Source organism: Pseudaestuariivita sp. (genome assembly GCF_052825805.1).
This window is the reverse complement of sequence record NZ_JBRBVB010000003.1, coordinates 284,787-302,165: the sequence shown is the minus strand read 5'-3', so window position 1 is coordinate 302,165 and position 17,379 is coordinate 284,787. Positions and strand designations below refer to the sequence as shown.

Genomic DNA, 17,379 nt, shown 5'->3' with positions numbered 1-17,379 from the left:
CGGTTTGATTGCGTCAGAGGATGTCGAGATCCCCGGCGAGGCCACTGGTCGTTGTCAGCCCGCTGAGCGTGATGGAGTTGCCGTTTCCGAGGTCAATCTCCACGCCCGTGGCGGTCACGCTGGCCAGATCGTCGATCACATCTGAGGCGCTGCGCCCGCCAACCATGCCGGAGTTCAGCTGGATCGTGTCGATCCCGACCTGGAAGTCGGTGATCACGTCCGCGCCCGTCTGACCGGCAAAGACAAACCGGTCCGCGCCGCCGCCGCCGGCAATTGTGTCCGAGCCAAAGGCGCCGCTCTGGCTGACATCGACGAACCGGTCATTGCCCGCGCCAAGGTCGACTGTGTCGGCGCCGCGCCCTGCGTTGATCGTGTCGTTTCCGTTACCGCCGGTCAGGATGTCAGCGCCGTTGCCACCCAGGATCAGGTCGCTGCCGGCGCGTCCGTTGATGATGTCGGCCCCGGCCTGACCGTAGAAGTCGTCCGCGCCGCCACCCCCCTGGATAGTGTCATTGCCCGCGCCTCCGAACACGGTGTCACGGCCGGCATCGCCACCTTGACCGTTGTCAAAGTACTTATCACCGCCCTGCCCGAGGAAGGCCCGGTCCGGTCCATTGCCGCCCGTGACTTCATCTGCGCCCGCACCACCGTACAAGACGTCGCCGCCGCCGCCGCCAAAGAGCTTGTCCGCGCCGGCGCCGCCGCGCAGCTCGTCCGCGCCTGTCTCCCCGCGCAGCACGTCGTTGCCGCCGCCGCCGCTGATCGTGTCGTCGCCCGCGCCGCCAAAGACCCGGTCGACGCCAGCCGCGCCGCCCTGATCGGTGTCGCTGTAGACATCATTGCCGGCGCCAAGCCGGGCCAGGTCCGGGCCGTTCCCGCCCACGACGGTGTCCGCGCCCTGGTTGCCGATGATCGTGTCGGCGCCGCCGCCGCCATAGATCTCGTCCGCGCCGCGTCCGCCGGTCAGCGAGTCGGCCCCGCCCAGTCCGCGGATGGTGTCGTTGCCGCCCAGCCCGTTGATGGTGTTGGCCTGTCCGTTGCCGATAAGCGTGTCGGCTCCGCCGGTGGCTGTGTTGTTGCCACCACCTCCACCACCGCCACCAGTGTTGCCACCGCCGCCGCCGGTCAGGCTGCCTTCGTACCCACCCGAGTCGCGGGTCGGCGTGGATTGCAGCGTGATCGTGCGGTCGGCGAATTCGACGCGCTCGATGGACCGCAGCTCCAACTCGTACCCGGGCCGCACGTAAGGCGGCTCGTCGCCGAAAGGCTCGTAAAGCGGCGCGAGGCGATAGTGGTCGCCTTCGAACGAGAACTCGAAATCATTAAAATTGAGGAAGGTCGCGACGACGTCGGTACCCCGGCCACCGTCGATGACGCCCGCGGAAGTCGCCGAGATATTGATCGTGTCGTTGCCGTCCTCCGCGTGGATCATCGGGCGCTCTTCATCCTCGATGTCGACACTGTCGAACGGACCAAAGATCGCGGGCCCAAGCCGAAAGTCGTCGGCGAACTTCGTGCCGATGACTTTTTCGTAGCTTGCCTGCTGGTTCGAATCATTATTCTCGACCCGTGCGGTAGGCGAGGTGAAGAAATTCTCGAGCCCCGCATCCAGACGCGACAGATCAAGCGTGTCGTAGCCGAGCCCGCTGGCAAATCGTCCAAAGGTGTTGTTTCCCGAGGTGGCCACAAACGTGTCGTCGCCCTCCATCGCCCAGACGATGGCGTTAAAGCTTGCGTCGCCCTCGATGAAGAGGTCGTCGCCTTCGAGCAGGTATGCGTCGAACTCGGTCCCCGGTCCGTCGACCGTGCCGATGATCGTGTCGCTGTCGGTGGTTCCGATGAACGCGTCCACGTTGCCGCCCGGTACGTCAAAGACGCCGCCAAAGAGCTCGACCGTGCCTTCGCCGTTCCGGTCCGTCGTGCCGGTCCATCCGACAAAAATCTTGCCACCGCCGCCGGCGGCGACGAACGGCGGGGCGAGCGGACCGCCCTGGACGTCTTCTGCAATCACTTGTGTCGGTGAGAGGACAAAGCCCTTGGGGCTGACCGTCGCGGCGTAAAGCGAGAACTCCGGCTCGTCCTGCGTGCCGCCGGAGATAGCGTTCCACACGACGACAAAGTTGCCGCTCGGCAGGAAGGTGCCTGCCACGGCGGCTTGCTGGAAGGTCTGCGGGTTGAAGTCCACGCCGTCCGGGCGGGACTCGCCGTTGAAATCGAGCTGTATGAAGGAGCTGGTGATCGCCTCGTTCGAGGTGTTGAGCGTCACGATTGTGTCGGGCACGGGCGTGCCGTCACCAAACTCGCCAGTCTGGAAATTGTCGCGCGTCTCGGCCTTCCAGAAGGACAGGCTCGGCGCGAAGGCACCCGACAAGATCGCGATCTGCGTTCCGTTCCCGTCCGTGATTGCGTCGTCGGCAAAGTTGAACGGGTTAAAGCTCGCCTCTCCGTTGCCGCCGGTCCGGGCCGACTGAAGGATGCCCTGGAACCAGTCGTAAGTCTCGTCCATGTCGAAGGTCGTGCCGCCCTCGCCGACGGAGGTGAAAACACCGTCGCCGATATGCAGCAGCTCGTTGTCTTCGTCGCCGTTCTGCCGGTCGACGTAGATCTGCGGCCCGATCTTGTTGCCCGTCGCGTCGAACCGCTGGGCAAAGATCGCCTCGTCGGTGTTGCTGAAGGGGTCGGCGCCGTCGAACCAGACGGCGGCAAACCCGCCCCGGTCGTCTGCGGCGACCTTTGGCAGGCGCTGGTCGCCATCCGTGTTCGACGACAGCAGGAACTCATCCGTGACCGCCGCCCCTGTCGGCGTCAGCACCCGCGCGTAGGCGTCGACGGCGCCGTCGGTAAAGGACGGCCCGTCGGTCCAGGCCACAACCACGTTGCCGTTCTCGAGCACGGTGATGTCGGCCTGGCTCTGACCGGAGGCTGCGGTCGACTGGTTGACCTGGAAGACTTCGCCGCGCGGTGTGCCGTCGGCATTGAAGACGCGCCCGAGGACGGCCTGAAACTGGTCATCGTCGACGTTCGGGATCGGCACGATCGCATTCACCAGATGCGTCCAGACCGCCATGTAGCCGCCACCCTTCAGCGCGACGACTTCGCCAAAATTGGAACCAAAGCCAACAGGAGCGAGCACCTGTGTCATGGGACATTCCTCTCACGTATAAAGTGTCGATCAGGCGCGCAATGCACCCGGAATCATAAATAAGATCAGGTAAATAGGAGAACTCGGGACGCCAAAATCTTAGCACCCCGAGTTGCGTCCGCAACACTTTTCCGCAGGCTTGTTCAGAGAATGTCGATGTCGCTCGCGAGCCCTGCGGTCGAGGTCAGACCATTCAGCGTGATGGTGTTCCCGTCCCCGAGGTCGATCTCGACCCCCGTTCCCGTGACGCTCGCCAGATCGCTGACCACTTGCGCGGCGCTGCGTCCGCCTGCGGCCTCCAAGCTGAGCTCCAGCGTATCGACGCCAATCTCGAAGTCGGTGATGACATCGGCACCGGTCTCGTCGTCAAAGATAAACGTGTCCGCGCCGTTTCCGCCGGTGATCGTGTCCGATCCGCCGGGCCCGGATTGGTCGGCGTCCTCGTAGGTGTCGGCGCCATTGCCTAGGAACACGCGGTCGCGCCCGAACCCGCCTTCGACGTCGTCTGCGCCGTTCCCGGCATAGATCGTGTCCGAGCCGCCGTTGCCGTTGAGCTCGTCAGCGCCATTGCGGCCGTAGATCAGGTCTTTGCCGCGTCCGCCGTTGAACTCGTCCGCGCCGCCGCCGCCCTGGATCGTGTCGTTGCCGTTTCCGCCATAGACAGTGTCCCGGCCGGCGCCGCCGCCCTGGCCGTTGTCGCGGTAGACGTCGCTCCCATTCCCGAGGAAGGCTTCGTCCCGCCCGCGACCGCCGTCGATGGTGTCCGCACCGTTCCCGCCGAAGAGCGCGTCCGCGCCATTCCCTCCAAAGAGCGCGTCGTTTCCGCCACCACCCAAGATCCGGTCCTGGCCCTGGTTGCCGTAGAACGCGTCATCGCCACCTGCGCCAATGATCGAGTCCGCGCCGTCGTCACCGTAGACGGTGTCGTTCCCAAGTGGGGCGCCCTGCGCGTTATCGTTAAAGATGTCGTCGCCCGCGCCGAGGCGCACGACGTCCGGGCCGTTCCCGCCATAGACGACGTCTTCGCCTGCACCGCCAGTCAGCTGGTCGCCGCCATCCTGGCCGTAGATCGTGTCGTTGCCGGCGCCTCCGTCGATGGTGTCCGCGCCTGGTCCGCCAAAGACTTCGTCATCGCCCGCGCCGGTCATCGGGGGCGCTGTGCCGCCTCCGTCGCCGCCCGAGCCCGCTGCGCCGCCGATTGCGGAGAACGGGATGAACGTGCCCGGTGCAAAGGTGCCGGTGGTGATCTTTTCGCTGCTGTAATCCGGGTCGTCCTTGAGCTCGTTGTACGATTCGGCGTCAAAGCCCGCGAGGATCGGATCCCCGCCAAGCTCGAACACGTACCCGTAGGAGGTGTTCCCGGCAGCCTCGATATAGGTGAGCAACACGGTCGAGGTGGTTGGCGTTTGCGCCAACGAGATAAGTGGGGGCGAGCTGAAATCAGGATCGTTGATCGCGGAGACACCGTCAAATTTGATGTCGGTCAGTGTCGTCTCGATATCCGCAAACGGAGGAAATTCCCCGAGCGGGATCGGCGGGTTGATGTAGGAATACGTGAATCCCGATGGGCTGCCTGCAAACTCCCAGGTCAGCGTCGTCGGGCCGTAGGAGGTAATTTCCACAAACTCGTTCTCGAAAAACTTGTAACCGTTCAGCGTAATCGTCGTCATGGCGGTGCTCCATGTCATGCGGTCATTTGGAAAGGAATTGGCGCCACGCTACCGCCTTATCGCCGGCTCGCAACTACGGATTTCCCGACCCGGCGCACTTTCGAAAGGCAAACATGTCAAAGGACACGTTGTGTTAAACACCCCGTTTAATTAATGACGTATCAGAAAATCTCGATGTCACTCGCAAGCGCGGACAGGGACGTCACGCCATCGAGCGTGATAACGTTGCCACCGCCCATGTCGATCTCCGCACCATCCGCGGTAAGGCTTGCCAGATCGCTCACGACCTGTGCCGCCGACCGTCCACCTACACTGGCAGACGCGATGCGCAGCGTGTCGATCCCGACTTGGAAGTCGGTGATCTCGTCCGCGCCGGTCGCGCCATTGAACACGAACCGGTCCGCGCCAAAGCCGCCCGTGATCGTGTCCGAGCCCGCCGCGCCGCCCTGATCGGTGTCAAAGAAGGTGTCTGCGCCATTGCCCATTTCCACGCTGTCGGTGCCGGCGCCTGCAAACATCACGTCGTTCCCCGCGCCGCCAAAGATGGTGTCCGATCCGGCTGCCGCGTAGATCTTGTCGCTGCCATTGCGTCCGTAGATCACGTCGTCGCCAAGCTGTCCGTAAAGGACGTCCGCGCCGCCGCCGCCCTGGACGTAGTCGTCGCCCCGACCGGCGTAGACCGTGTCGGCCACGCCCTCGCCTGTGTCAAAGAACGAGTCGTCCCCGGCGTTGAGGTAGACGAGGTCCGCGCCCTTGCCGCCAAAGGTCACATCGTTGCCGGCGCCCGTGCGGATGGTGTCGTCGCCCGCGCCGCCGTAGACCGAGTCGTTGCCTTGTCTGCCCAGGATCAGGTCGTCGCCGTTCTGGCCGTAAAACTGGTCGTTGCCACCGCCGCCCTGAAACGTGTCGTTTCCGTCGTCGCCAAACACGCGGTCGCTGCCACTCAGCCCGGATTGGGGGTTGTCCTGAAACAGGTCGTCGCCACTGCCCAGCTCGACAAAGTCGCGCCCGTTGCCGCCCACGACGGTGTCGTTGCCAGTTTGAGTGACGATGCGGTCGAATCCGGCCTGTCCATAGACCATGTCATGACCGCTTCCGCTTGTGATCGTGTCGTTGCCCGATCCACCTCGGATCGTATCATCCACAAATGACCCAAGCAGAGTGTCCGAGAAATCCGAGGCGATCAGTTCTTCGAATTGCGAGCCAAAGTTGATCGAAAAGGTGCCGGGGTCGAGGATCAGCTCGCTGGTCGTGTTCACCTGGTACAGCTTGCCCGGCAAAAGACCCGCATTCACCGCGCCCTGCGCGCTCGACAGGTCGATGACGTCGTGGCCCGCCCCGTCCCACAAAAGGGGGTCATTGGCCTTGGTTTGTGGATCGTAGGCGCCCAAAATCGGGACATACGTATCGTCACCTGTCCGCAAGGTTTCATCGACACCGTAGAGGTATTGCATCGCTGCAATGTCAAAAAGCTGCAGCCCGCCGTCCCACGCGCTTGTCCAGCGCCCGAAGAGTGTGGTTCCGGTCTCTTCTTCCTCAGGGATCACGACGCTGTGCGTGCTTCCAAAAGCCTCGGTGGAGTGCTTGAACCCGACACCGTGAAGTGCCTCGTGCACGTAGATGTAGGTGTTTTCCGCCAATGTGCGCGGCGCGGTGTAGACCGAGTCGTAGGCCACGACGAAAACGGGAATTTGCGTGTACTGCCATGCCCGGCCAAAGGCGGTTGCATCCTCCACGTTCGAGACCGCCATGCGCATCTGCGCCTCGTCTTCGGGAACCTCGACAAAACTGATGCCGCTGAACTTTGCGAGTTCCTCCAGCTGCCCCCGGATCGAGTCTCTTTCGACCTCCGTCGGATTGCGAAGCGGCTCGTTGAGGGGCGTCAGGCCCGAGGTGACAAAGCCATAGGTGACCACTTCGGCTTTGGTTACTTCGTCGCCGGAGCCAAACCGCCGGACGGGGGCAAAGGCTTCGACCCAATACGGCAGCCCTCCCGCTGGCACCAGGTTCGGGTCAATCACGCTTAGGCCGGTTGTCATGGCTGGCTCTCCCTAAAACTTCTCAAAAATTGTCTTGCCCGAGGTGGGCAAATCTGTCCCATCGAGGCCGCCCGCGCGTAATGAATGTCAGACAACCGTCAGTCCGCGCGGCTCCTGTCCCGCTACGGCTGTTGGAACGATAGCAGCGCGTTTCGCATCCGTCAGCAGCCTTGTGCTCCGGGGCCAACTGTCCACGCATTGCGATGTTGTTGGCTGTCGAAACCCGACAAGCCGGCCCACTCGAAATGGCCGGCTGTTTCCTTTCCAGAAGGATCGCCTTTTGAAACGACTGAACGCGCATTGAACTGCGCAGTTTGGCGAGTGCTTTGCGCTCGGCATAGGCGGGTTTTCCAGACCTCGGAGCAGGGCGGAACGTTTTCTCAGATGATCGTGATGCTGCGCTCGAGGTCGTCGATGTCGTAGACGCCCGTTACCACGATTTCTTCGGCGCCAAAGTCGAGCCGCACCTGTGTGCGCTCGTCAGAGCCGTAGCGGTCCAGCACCTGCGAGACCGAAAGGTTGCGACCGCCCCAGAGCGCGTCGTCGAGGAAGAGCTGGTCTTGCCGCGTTTCATAGCCGAGGATCGTGTCCGTCCCGGAATTCTCGCGGAACACGAACCGGTCTCGCCCGCCGCCACCCTGCAGGATGTCATTGCCCTGACCGCCGAAGAACGTGTCGTTCCCGGCGCCGCCAAAGAGGCGGTCACTGCCGCCGCCGCCTTGCAGGATGTCGTTGCCGTTCTCGCCGTAGAGGTTGTCGTTGCCGCCACCGCCGCGCAGCGTGTCGTTCCCGTCGCCGGCAAAGACGGTGTCGCGTCCCGCCTCGCCCGCCTGACCGGAGTCGAAGAAGGCGTCGTCTCCACCAGCGAGCCAGATCCGGTCGGCGCCCGAGCCACCCCAGACGCTATCATCGCCCGCACCGCCCCAGACGGCGTCGGCCCCTGCGCCGGACCGGATCGCGTCGTTGCCGCCTCCGCCGTTGACCGAATCCGCGCCCGCCCCGCCAAACATCACGTCGGCGTTGTCCCCGCCCGACATCGTGTCGTCTCCGGCGCCGCCTGTCATCCGGTCGTTGCCGTCGCCGCCGATCAGCGAATCGTCGCCCTGTCGGCCGTTGATGCGGTCGTTGCCCGGCCCTCCATCAAGCCGGTCCGCGCCGCCGCGCCCTTGCAGCGTGTCGTTGCCCAAGCCGCCAAAGACGACGTCGCGCCCCGCGCTGCCGGCCTGGCCGGTGTCGTAAAACGCGTCGTCTCCGCCCCCGAGGTAGACGAGGTCTGGTCCGCCGCCGCCCCAGACGCGGTCGTCGCCGTCCTCGCCCGAAATCGTGTCCGCGCCGTTCCCGCCGTAGAGCCGATCATTGCCCTCGCCGCCCCAGATGCGGTCCCGGCCGGCTTGTCCGTAGACAAAATCCCCGCCGCCTTCGGCGTCGACCGTGTCGTTGCCCGGCCCGGCCAAGATCGTGTCCGATCCGCGGGAGCCGCCCGAGGCGTCATCGGTGAAATAGTCGTTGCCGCCGCCGAGGGAGACGCGGTCGCGCCCGACGCCTGCGTCCACCGTGTCATCTCCAGCGCCGCCGTCGATTGTGTCGCTGCCTTCGCCGCCAAAGATCTCGTCATTGCCGCCGCCCCCGTCGAGGCGATCGGCACCGCCGAGGCCCGACATGATGTCGCCGCTGTCCGACCCTTCGAGCGTGTCGCCCGCGCCGCTGCCTTGCCGCGTTTCCTGCAGGATGAGCGGTGGGCGGTCCGTGTTCCAGACGATGGCGTTCATCACCTGCTCCACCGACAGCTGGCTGTTCGTGTGGCTGCGCAGCTCGATCACCTCGCTGCGTGCGATCAGCCGCGCACCCCAGCCCGTGGGCGTGACTTGCACGCTGTCCGGGCCGTAGACGAACGGGATCAGCGACAGGTCGATGCGGTCTTCTGCCGGGTTGAACCCGCGGATTTGCTCGCGTTCGCCGTCTGCGTCGATCACAAAGAGGTCCGCGCCGTTGCCGCCTTCGAGCGTGTCGCGCCCGGCGCCGTCCCGCAGGATGTCGTCGCCGGAGTTCCCGCGCAGCCGGTCGTCGCCCGCCCCTCCGTAAAGGGCGTCGTTCTGGCCCGTGCCGGTGATCTGGTCGTGCCCGACCGAGCCGTTGTAGGTCTGCCCCTGCCGGCCAAGGTCCGCGCTCACATGCGTCAACCCGACCTCTGCATGGCTTGCGGCAAACGCGTGCAGCCGCCCGGCCTGCACCGTGAGCTCGAGCGCGCTGAGGCTGGCCATCGGGCTTGCCGCGCTGCCTTCGATCGTGTCGAGCGCAAGGAGCTGCCCGCCCGGCATCAGGGTAAAGAGGCTGATCCCGCCATCCCCGCCTGCCGCCGCGACGTAGGTCCAGCCGTCGTGCGTGGTCACGCTGAGATCGCTCACCCGGCCAAAGCGCGAGGCGAGGCCGTCGAGGATATGATCGGTGACCACCAGATCTCCGCCCGCCGTCAACTCGAGCACGCTGAGCGCGGCGCCGTCGCCGCTTTCCGAGGCCGAGGCCACGATCACATAGGTCCGCCCGTCCACCGCCACGGTCTCGAGCGCAACGGGCGTCTCGTAAAGGCCAAGGCCCGATGTGACCCCGGCGGCGCCGGTCAGCGTCATCTGGCCGGAGTTCGAAACGCGATAGGCCGAGACGCCCGTGTCGAGCGTGCTTGCGGTCAGCACGTAGGTCTGCCCGTTCATCTCGACGCTGGCGAGCGCGGTCGGGTTGGCGTGGTGGCTGTCGTTGGTGTCTGCAACCGTCGGTCCGGGCGCAAAGCGCTGGGCGCCCGACGGGGAAAAGCAGCGCAGCACGCCATCCGCGCCGGCCACGAACACCAGACCGTCTTCGTCCTGCATGCGGAGCGCGCCGTCCCCGCCACGGCCAAGGCCGTTACCGTCGAGGTTGCGCTGCGATCCGATCCCGCCGCCGCTTGTAATTTGGTAAGCGATCAGGCGGCCTGCGTTTGCGGCGCCGACCACGGCGTAGGTGCCGTTCTGCGCGTCGATCAGGCTCAGCTGGCCGTCCACCGCGCCGGAAATGCCGGGCGTGAACCAGGCCTGGTCGCTGATCCGTGCGCTGCCACTCGAGGTGATGTCGACGCTCATCAGTCCACCCGAGCGCCCGGAGACGGCGAGCACTGCACCATCGACCACCATGAGGTCGCTGATCCCGGTTCCCAGGTCGCCCAGACCCGCGCCGACTTGTCCGCTGACTTGCAGCGTCACACCCATCTCTCACTCCTTTCGTCCCGGGAGCAGAGATGGCCAAAGGGTGCGGCACAGGGCGGGCCGGATTTGTGACCGCAGCGCGACCTTTCACGCCAATACGGCGCGAATTTTACGTAAAGTCAGAGGGTTATGGAGTTGGCGCGGATACCTTCGCGTGCTTATGCAAGGTCCTGGGCGGTCTCACCGGACTGAAAGTCACTGGGGCGAAAGGTCACGATCAACCGATACTCGTCATCTGTCTTTTCGGTCTCGCTCTGCCCTTCGAGCTGCGCGACAAACGCGTCCATCAGGCGCGTGCCCAAACCGTCCGAAGGTTCTGCATCCGCGTTCACCTTGTCGCGCACCACGGAGTTGCAAATCTCGAGTCGGAGCATCTCGTCGGGCTGCTGCTTGAGCCGTACCATCAGATGCGGCTTCTTTCCGTCCGGCGCGCTGGTGTATTTCCACGCGTTGCTCAACGCCTCGGCCACCAGCATCGAAAGCGGCACGGCCTGATCGGGGTAGAGCATGGCCGAATCGAGGTCGGTCTTGACCGAAGGCGCCTGCCGCGTCCGTCCGCCGATCTGGTTCATTTGCGCAACCATGCTTTTGATCAGCTGGCGTGCGTCGACCATCGTCAGATCGGGGGTCGAATAGAGGTTCTGGTGGATCGTCGCGAGCCCGCGCACCCGGCGCTGCAGCTGTGCCAATACAGTATGCGCCTCTTTGGAGCGCACCTGCCGCATCTGCATATTTGTGATCGAGGCGATCAACTGCAGGTTGTTCTTGACCCGGTGGTGCACCTCGCGCAACAGCACTGTCTTGTCGTGCAGATCTGCCTCCCGCCGCTCTTCGGATTCGGTGAGGATCCGCACCATCCGGTTGAAGGAGCGCTCGGCTTGGGCAAACTCTTCGGGCGGGTTCTGCAGGCTGAGCTGCGGGTGGTCACGCTCGCCGAGGGCAAAGCGGCGCATAGCGTCGCGCACGTCCTGGACGTGGCGGATTACCAGATTGTGCAGGCCAAGCCAGGCCACCGCGATGCCGACGAGCCACATCAGGATCGGGAAAGCCAGCGGCGCATCGGTGTCACGGGTGAGCGGACTGGACCGCTGCGAAGAGATCGGCCAGCTGCCCACCGCATGCACCTTGCCCGGGTAGATCGGGATCACCGCGTATTTGCGGCGCTCGCCGTCCATGCTGATCCGGTCAAAGGTCTCGTTGACCCGGCCGAAAAGCGCGCTGCGGTCCATGTCCTGCGGGAGCAAGCGCTCGCCTTCTTCGAATCCATTGGAGGCCGACAAAACGACGCCTTCGGCAGACAGCGTCGCGATCGAAATCTCGCCGTATTGGCTGAGGTCCGGCAGCAGCACGTTGGCAATGTTGTGCGGGATCGAGATCGAGGTATACCCGGCAAATTCGCCGGCGGCGAAAACCGGTTGGCTGGCGATGATGACAGACTCGCCGGTGACCTCGCCGCTGCGTGTCGCGGCGATCCGGCTGGTCGGATTGTTCCGCGCTTCCGCCCAATTGGGGGAGCCCGAGAAATCGACTTCCGTCCCTGAAGAGGTGCACGTCATCAAACCAGACGGCTGGATAAAGCCGGCAAAGATGAACTGGCCGTGGGCTTGCACAAAGTCGGACATGACGGCGCGGCAAAGCTCGACATTGCCTTGGGTGTTAAGTGCCGCTGAGCCCAGGCCCTGCGCTGCGCCGAACGCCTCTTGCAACAACTCGCGCTCTGCAGCGATGGCACGGTGCGTGTCCGACAGCAACGCTGTCCGGGACAGGGCCTCGGCTTCGTCAACGACAGCTTGCGTCTGATAGAGGGAAATCAGCGCGAGCGGAAAAAGGGCAAACGTCAAGAGCCCCAAAAGCCTCGCAGTCAGACTGCGGGCGCGGTTCGTCGTCTCCCGAAGCATGCCCCTCCAGACTTAAGCTGCAGGTGCGTTGTTCACAATGGCTTGTGTCACCTGATCGGTCATCTCGATCGCTTCATCTTCGCTCAAGTGCATCAATTCTGCCAATCGAGCGCGCGCGCGATTAACGCGGCTTTTAACGGTTCCGACGGCAACATCGGTCATCGCCGCGGCATCCTCGTAAGAGAAACCCTCCGCGCCAACAAGGACCAGCGCTTCGCGTTGTTCGGGTGTCAACTGTGCAAAAGCACCTTCAAAGTCCCGCATCTGCAGGCGCCCATCGTGTGCTGGCTTTTCAGCCATGAGCCCCGCCAGAGTGTCGTCAACGTCCGCGACCTCGCGCCGACGTTTGCGCAGCATCGAGTAATAGGTGTTTCTGAGGATCGTGAACAGCCACGCACGCATGTTGGTGCCAACTTCGAATTTCTCGATGTTTGTCCAGGCTTTGACGAGCGTGTCCTGCACAAGGTCGTCTGCCGTCGCACTGTTGCGTGTCAGCGACATCGCGAACGCCCGCATGGCTCCGAGGTGGGTGACCAGTTCGTCTCTGGGGTCGGCCTCGCTCATGCCGGTCCCTCATCAGTCGAAGAGGTCATCTGCGTTGTGGATTGATCGGGTTGCGACGTCGGTGCAGAGGGCGCGGCCGACTGCCCTTCCTTCAGCTGTTGAAGCAGATCCGCAAAACGATCCGGCACATCCTGTCGCAAGACGTCGTCGTAAACACGCCGCAGATTTTCGTCTATCTGGCGCTGCACGCTGGAATCTGGTGAATCTTGCGACATGATCTGCGGACTACCTAAGCTTGCGTTAGTACATATAACTTGGAACCAAACGTAGCGCTCTGCGTTTGGTTCCCCAGAAATTCACAATTTGTGAGACCAACGATCTATGACACTTTCCCCGTCCGATGACATTAGTACAGAACTCGGCGCCGTCCTGCCTTACCTGCGCCGGTACGCGCGAGCGCTGACCGGATCACAGTCTTCTGGTGACCAATATGCCGTCGCGGCGCTCGAGGCCATCCTGAGCGATCCCGGCGTCTATGATCGCGAATTGGGCGCGAAAACGGCCCTCTTCAAGGTATTCCATACGATCTGGAGCACAACCGGCGGGACGATCGATGCCGCTGACACGGATTCCGGAGTCGAGGCACGCGCGCAGCGGCACTTGGCAAAGCTTACGACGAATACGCGTGAGGCGCTGCTTCTGCACACGATCGAAGAGCTGTCGATGACGCAGATCGCCGAAGTGATGACGATCACCGCTGACGAGGCGTCCAAGCTGGTGTCGATCGCCTATGAAGAGATGGGGCAGTCCCTCTCTGGCCGCGTGATGATCATCGAGGACGAGGCGATCATCGCGGTCGATCTCGAGGCCATCGTGGCTGAAATGGGTCACAAGATCACAGGTGTTGCACGCACCGCCGACGCCGCCCGCGATCTGGCGCAGCAAGAAAAACCGGACCTCATCCTGTCGGACATTCACCTCGCGGACAATTCGTCGGGCATCGACGCGGTGAACGACATTCTGGCCGATCAGGGCGATATCCCGGTCATCTTCATCACTGCCTACCCGGAGCGCCTCCTGACCGGCGAAGGGCCGGAGCCGGCGTTCCTGATCTCCAAACCTTACGCGCCGGAGCAAGTGCGCTCTGCCGTCAGCCAGGCGATGTTCTTTGCGTCCACTGAAACGCTCAAGGTCTGACGCTCTCACTTGACCGAAAAAACGAAGGCCCGCAGTTCGCGCTGCGGGCCTTTTTCATGTGTGCACCGGACCGGCAATCACGACTTGCCAAGCGCCCTCAGCATCCAGGCGGCTTTCTCGTGGAATGCTGCGCGCTCGGTGGCGAGGTCTTCGGTCACCGGATCCTCATGCGATCCAGAGAGCTTCACCAGCGCATGCATGCGATGAGCAACACGCTCGTGATCCGATGCCAGATCGGCGATCATATCACCAGCCGACGGACGGTCGCCGCGGTCCTCGATATTGCTGCGCGACACGATGTCCGCCATGGACATGGGCGCAAGCCGGCCCAGCGCGCGGATGCGCTCCGCCAGCACGTCAGCGGCCTGAAACATCTCCTCGTACTGCTCTTCGGTAAGCGTGTGCAGCGAGACGAAAAGCGGTCCTTCCACGTTCCAGTGGTAGGCGTGGGTCTTGAAGATCAGGCGGTAGGTGTCGGCCAGAACGTCGGCCAAACCATCGGCGATGCCTTCGACATCGCGCACGCCAGTATTGACGTCCTCATTCGACGGCATGACAGAAAGTGGATGTGACATTACTTGTCCTTTCTCGTTCGTGTGCGGCGGCAAAAAAATGCGCGCCGCCTGGATTGGGTCTGTGCGCAGCGCAAGACGCTGCTTCGTGTCGCAATCGCTGGCCGCCTATTCCTGATCTGCCCATCGGACGACCAGAGCCACGAGCCCGAGCAGCAGGAAGACAACGCATGTGATCTGCGCGACCTCTGCCGAGGCGAGGGCGATTTCGGAGAAGCCAAAGACCCCAGCGACAATCGCGACGGCCAGAAATGTGAGGGCCCATGTCAGCATGTGGCCTCCTTCCTCTGGCATTGAATTGTCGATTCAACGCCGATCTTTTCCCCGAAGTTCCATAACACGGCATGGAACCTTAGCCGGAGGCGCGGGGTTGAGGACGTAACAAGACATAGGACGATCTCTAAGTATGATTTTTGCGAAGCATGCTGCCTTTCGCGCCGCCTACACTGTGCCCGACACTTGGAAGCTGTAATGCTGGGCGGGCTCAACTTTCAGGCTGGCAGCGTCACCCAACGCATCCTCGACTACGTGTCGAAAAGCGCCGTAGGATCATTGATAGGCGCTGTCAGCGTGGTGTTCGTAACCGCGATCGCCTGGCTTGTTCTGACGAATGCCTTTGGACCCGATATCGCCTTTTGGAGCCTCGGCGCCATCTACGTTGCCGTAATCTGCGGCCCGTTTCTGATCGCGTTCCTACAGCGCTCCTATGGCAAGTCGTCGAGCAAGCGCGCCACGTCGGCCTCGACGAATGGACGCGCCAGAAGAGGCTCCTTGGAATGAGGGTCGCCACCGTTGATCGTGATGACAGGCACACCCTTCTCCTCTGCCCATATCCGCAACATCTTGGCGCGCGGATCGGGCCTGGGAAGGCCGATGAAGATCGCCCTCGGCAAGCCGTCGCTCGGCAATCCTTGTGGCGCCGCCAGCGGCGCACTCAGCATTACGCGATGGGAGTTAAAGCCATGATTCTCCGACAAGATATCCGACAGATCGACGGCTTCAAGTTCGTTGGCCGTGGCGATGGCAAAGAAGGGATGTTCCACGCGGGACCCCATTGGCTGTTTGGCAACCGTCAAATGTTAACAGCCACCCCCTCGGTCGCGCATTAAACTGCGACATAGCGCGAGCGAAAAAATGGTAGTCGATTGTAAGCATTGTCCCCTTCGCCGGTTCGAGGTGTTTGATGAGTTCAGCGCCGAGGACCTCACCGTGATGCAGGCGTTCAAGACGGGTGAGATGGTGGTGGGGCCTGGCGCGCAGCTCTTTGTCGAGGGGGCGCACACACCGCAACTCTACACCGTTCTGGCGGGTATGGGTTTGCGTTACAAAACGACCGCCGACGGTCAACGCCAGGTCATCAACTTCGTGATGCCAGGTGATTTTCTGGGCCTGCAGGCGGGCGTTATGGGAGAGATGTCGCACGCGGTCGAGGCGGCCACGGAAATGACGCTGTGCGTGTTCAATCGTGCCGACGTCTGGCGGATCTTCAAGACCAATCCGCAGCGGGCGTTCGACCTCACCTACCTTGCCGCGATGGAAGAGCACCTCTTGGGGGACGCGCTCTCGCGGTTGGGTCAACACGGCGCGATGGAAAAGATCGCGTGGAGCCTGCACCGCATCTTTTCACGTGCGCTTGCCGTGGACATGGTATCAGAAGACAACCGCTGCGCGCTCCCGTTCAAGCAGCAGGACCTTGCGGATGCGCTCGGTCTGTCGCTGGTGCACACCAACAAGACGCTTGCCAAGTTGCGCGCTGATGGCGTCGCCACCTGGACCGCCGGGCAGCTGCACATCCCCGACCTCGACCGCCTGGGCGAGCTGGGGCTGGTGGACAAGGAAAAGGTCGAAAAGCGCCCGCTGATCTGATCGCCGCACCGGAGGTGCACTATGGTTGACGCCACGCCTGTGGGCGACACAACGCACGACATCGAAGAGCGCGAGGCGGTCGAGGAGGCGGCCGGCCTCTCGGCGCGCCTTGTTTTCGAAACGATCCGGCGGGAAGGCGAGGAAGAGCTCAAGCGCCCGATAGCGTCCCTCTTTTGGTCGGGCGTTGCCGCTGGGCTGCTGATCAGCTTTTCGGTGTTGGCCGAGGCGGTCTTGCGTGCCTCCCTGCCGGACACGTCCTGGCGGCACATCATCGAGAATTTCGGATATTCGCTGGGCTTCCTGCTCGTGATCGTCGGGCGGATGCAGCTCTTTACCGAGAATACGATTACCACGGTCGTCCCGGTGATGATGAACCCGCGTGGCTGCCTCGGCAGGACGGCGCAGCTGTGGGCGGTCGTGCTTTTCGCCAACATCGTCGGCGCGTTTGCCATCGCCAGCTTTTACGCCTTTACCCCGACGCTGCCGCCGGAGCTCAAGGCGATCTTTGCCGACCTCTCGAAACACGCGACGCAGATGGGCGCCTACACCAGTTTTGTGCGGGGTATTCCGGCCGGCGTGCTGATCGCGGCGCTTGTGTGGATGATGCCGAGCGCCGATTCGGGCCGTGTGACGCTGATCATCCTCTTTACGTGGCTCATCGCGGCGGGTGATTTCACGCACATCATCGCGGGCTCCGTCGAGATGGCCTACCTGCTGGTGCTGGGCGAGCTGGCGCTGGGCCCCGCGGTGTTCGAGTTTTTCCTGCCGGTGCTTGCCGGCAATGTGGTGGGCGGCACGCTTGTCTTTACCATGCTGACCTGGGCGCAGATCCGGCATGAGGTGCATGACTGACAGGACCTTTTGGCGGAGAAAACAGACACGTAAAAGAAAAGCCGGGCAAAGGCCCGGCTTTCTCGCGTTCAAAGGTGCGCGGTCACTCTGTGACGGGTGCCGTCACTGCTGCGCCCTCTGCGCCTTCGGTGGCCTCGCGAGGCTCCTGACCGCGCTCGGCGAGCAAGAGGATGTAACCGAGGTAAAGCAGCGCAACAAATGTGGCACACAGCGCCATTCCGGCCAGCGGGCCGATGTGGCGCTTGGTCTGCTTTTCGATGTTCGTTTCGGATGCGGACATGGTGTCTCCTTTCCGGGTGTTCCTTTGATCAACGTGGCGCCCGGGCAATGGGTTCCAGCCTCGTCAAGTCACACTCTGTCCGGCTTCCTTTCGTAACTCTCGGAGGTGCTTGAAAACACGGGC

At 63.2% G+C, this 17,379-nt stretch carries 14 protein-coding genes; 3 read left to right on the top strand and 11 right to left on the bottom strand.

What is annotated here, in order from left to right; genetic code table 11:
- Nucleotides 1–13: 13 nt before the first annotated feature.
- From ACU0B3_RS05860 to ACU0B3_RS05830, 7 genes are all read right to left on the bottom strand, one after another.
- Nucleotides 14–3,142, bottom strand: a complete 3,129-nt coding sequence (locus ACU0B3_RS05860) for a calcium-binding protein (RefSeq protein ID WP_446259892.1) — start codon at nucleotides 3,140–3,142, stop codon at nucleotides 14–16.
- Nucleotides 3,143–3,285: 143 nt separating this feature from the next.
- Nucleotides 3,286–4,812, bottom strand: coding sequence for a calcium-binding protein (locus ACU0B3_RS05855; protein ID WP_446259891.1), 1,527 nt, complete (start codon nucleotides 4,810–4,812; stop codon nucleotides 3,286–3,288).
- A 161-nt stretch (nucleotides 4,813–4,973) separates the two neighbouring features.
- Nucleotides 4,974–6,851, bottom strand: a complete 1,878-nt coding sequence (locus ACU0B3_RS05850) for a hypothetical protein (protein ID WP_446259890.1) — start codon at nucleotides 6,849–6,851, stop codon at nucleotides 4,974–4,976.
- Nucleotides 6,852–7,231: 380 nt separating this feature from the next.
- Complete coding sequence (locus ACU0B3_RS05845; RefSeq protein ID WP_446259889.1) at nucleotides 7,232–10,090, bottom strand: hypothetical protein; 2,859 nt, start codon at nucleotides 10,088–10,090, stop codon at nucleotides 7,232–7,234.
- 155 nt (nucleotides 10,091–10,245) lie between these two features.
- Nucleotides 10,246–11,985, bottom strand: coding sequence for a histidine kinase dimerization/phosphoacceptor domain -containing protein (locus ACU0B3_RS05840; protein ID WP_446259888.1), 1,740 nt, complete (start codon nucleotides 11,983–11,985; stop codon nucleotides 10,246–10,248).
- Between the two features lie 12 nt (nucleotides 11,986–11,997).
- Entirely contained in the window at nucleotides 11,998–12,549 is a 552-nt protein-coding gene (locus tag ACU0B3_RS05835; RefSeq protein WP_446259887.1) for an RNA polymerase sigma factor, read from the bottom strand.
- Complete coding sequence (locus tag ACU0B3_RS05830; RefSeq protein ID WP_446259886.1) at nucleotides 12,546–12,764, bottom strand: NepR family anti-sigma factor; 219 nt, start codon at nucleotides 12,762–12,764, stop codon at nucleotides 12,546–12,548. The genes ACU0B3_RS05835 and ACU0B3_RS05830 overlap by 4 nt, the downstream gene beginning before the upstream one ends.
- Nucleotides 12,765–12,870: 106 nt before the next feature.
- Between ACU0B3_RS05830 and ACU0B3_RS05825 the strand changes: the two genes are divergently transcribed.
- Nucleotides 12,871–13,686: a response regulator gene (locus ACU0B3_RS05825; protein ID WP_446259885.1), complete on the top strand. Its 816-nt coding sequence runs from the start codon at nucleotides 12,871–12,873 to the stop codon at nucleotides 13,684–13,686.
- Nucleotides 13,687–13,763: 77 nt separating this feature from the next.
- Here ACU0B3_RS05825 and ACU0B3_RS05820 read toward each other — a convergent pair whose 3' ends face one another.
- From ACU0B3_RS05820 to ACU0B3_RS05810, 3 genes are all read right to left on the bottom strand, one after another.
- Nucleotides 13,764–14,261, bottom strand: coding sequence for a Dps family protein (locus tag ACU0B3_RS05820; RefSeq protein WP_446259884.1), 498 nt, complete (start codon nucleotides 14,259–14,261; stop codon nucleotides 13,764–13,766).
- A gap of 105 nt (nucleotides 14,262–14,366) precedes the next feature.
- On the bottom strand, nucleotides 14,367–14,531 hold the full coding sequence (locus ACU0B3_RS05815; RefSeq protein WP_446259883.1) for a DUF1328 domain-containing protein: 165 nt from the start codon (nucleotides 14,529–14,531) through the stop codon (nucleotides 14,367–14,369).
- Between the two features lie 431 nt (nucleotides 14,532–14,962).
- Nucleotides 14,963–15,301, bottom strand: a complete 339-nt coding sequence (locus ACU0B3_RS05810; RefSeq protein ID WP_446259882.1) for a hypothetical protein — start codon at nucleotides 15,299–15,301, stop codon at nucleotides 14,963–14,965.
- 133 nt (nucleotides 15,302–15,434) lie between these two features.
- Here ACU0B3_RS05810 and ACU0B3_RS05805 point away from each other — a divergent pair, with 133 nt between their 5' ends.
- Nucleotides 15,435–16,124, top strand: a complete 690-nt coding sequence (locus tag ACU0B3_RS05805; protein ID WP_446259881.1) for a Crp/Fnr family transcriptional regulator — start codon at nucleotides 15,435–15,437, stop codon at nucleotides 16,122–16,124.
- Between the two features lie 21 nt (nucleotides 16,125–16,145).
- Nucleotides 16,146–16,976, top strand: a complete 831-nt coding sequence (locus ACU0B3_RS05800) for a formate/nitrite transporter family protein (protein ID WP_446259880.1) — start codon at nucleotides 16,146–16,148, stop codon at nucleotides 16,974–16,976.
- Between the two features lie 82 nt (nucleotides 16,977–17,058).
- Here ACU0B3_RS05800 and ACU0B3_RS05795 read toward each other — a convergent pair whose 3' ends face one another.
- Nucleotides 17,059–17,256 carry a hypothetical protein gene (locus ACU0B3_RS05795; protein WP_446259879.1) on the bottom strand — a complete coding sequence of 66 codons (198 nt, stop codon included), beginning with the start codon at nucleotides 17,254–17,256 and terminating at the stop codon, nucleotides 17,059–17,061.
- Nucleotides 17,257–17,379: the final 123 nt, after the last annotated feature.

Coding starts and splice junctions, on each gene's coding strand:
- ACU0B3_RS05825 (WP_446259885.1), top strand. CDS start 12,871: ATGACACTTTCCCCGTCCGATGACATTAGTACAGAACTCGGCGCCGTC.
- ACU0B3_RS05860 (WP_446259892.1), bottom strand. CDS start 3,142: ATGACACAGGTGCTCGCTCCTGTTGGCTTTGGTTCCAATTTTGGCGAA.
- ACU0B3_RS05830 (WP_446259886.1), bottom strand. CDS start 12,764: ATGTCGCAAGATTCACCAGATTCCAGCGTGCAGCGCCAGATAGACGAA.
- ACU0B3_RS05845 (WP_446259889.1), bottom strand. CDS start 10,090: ATGGGTGTGACGCTGCAAGTCAGCGGACAAGTCGGCGCGGGTCTGGGC.
- ACU0B3_RS05815 (WP_446259883.1), bottom strand. CDS start 14,531: ATGCTGACATGGGCCCTCACATTTCTGGCCGTCGCGATTGTCGCTGGG.
- ACU0B3_RS05840 (WP_446259888.1), bottom strand. CDS start 11,985: ATGCTTCGGGAGACGACGAACCGCGCCCGCAGTCTGACTGCGAGGCTT.
- ACU0B3_RS05820 (WP_446259884.1), bottom strand. CDS start 14,261: ATGTCACATCCACTTTCTGTCATGCCGTCGAATGAGGACGTCAATACT.
- ACU0B3_RS05850 (WP_446259890.1), bottom strand. CDS start 6,851: ATGACAACCGGCCTAAGCGTGATTGACCCGAACCTGGTGCCAGCGGGA.
- ACU0B3_RS05855 (WP_446259891.1), bottom strand. CDS start 4,812: ATGACGACGATTACGCTGAACGGTTACAAGTTTTTCGAGAACGAGTTT.
- ACU0B3_RS05800 (WP_446259880.1), top strand. CDS start 16,146: ATGGTTGACGCCACGCCTGTGGGCGACACAACGCACGACATCGAAGAG.
- ACU0B3_RS05795 (WP_446259879.1), bottom strand. CDS start 17,256: ATGTCCGCATCCGAAACGAACATCGAAAAGCAGACCAAGCGCCACATC.
- ACU0B3_RS05835 (WP_446259887.1), bottom strand. CDS start 12,549: ATGAGCGAGGCCGACCCCAGAGACGAACTGGTCACCCACCTCGGAGCC.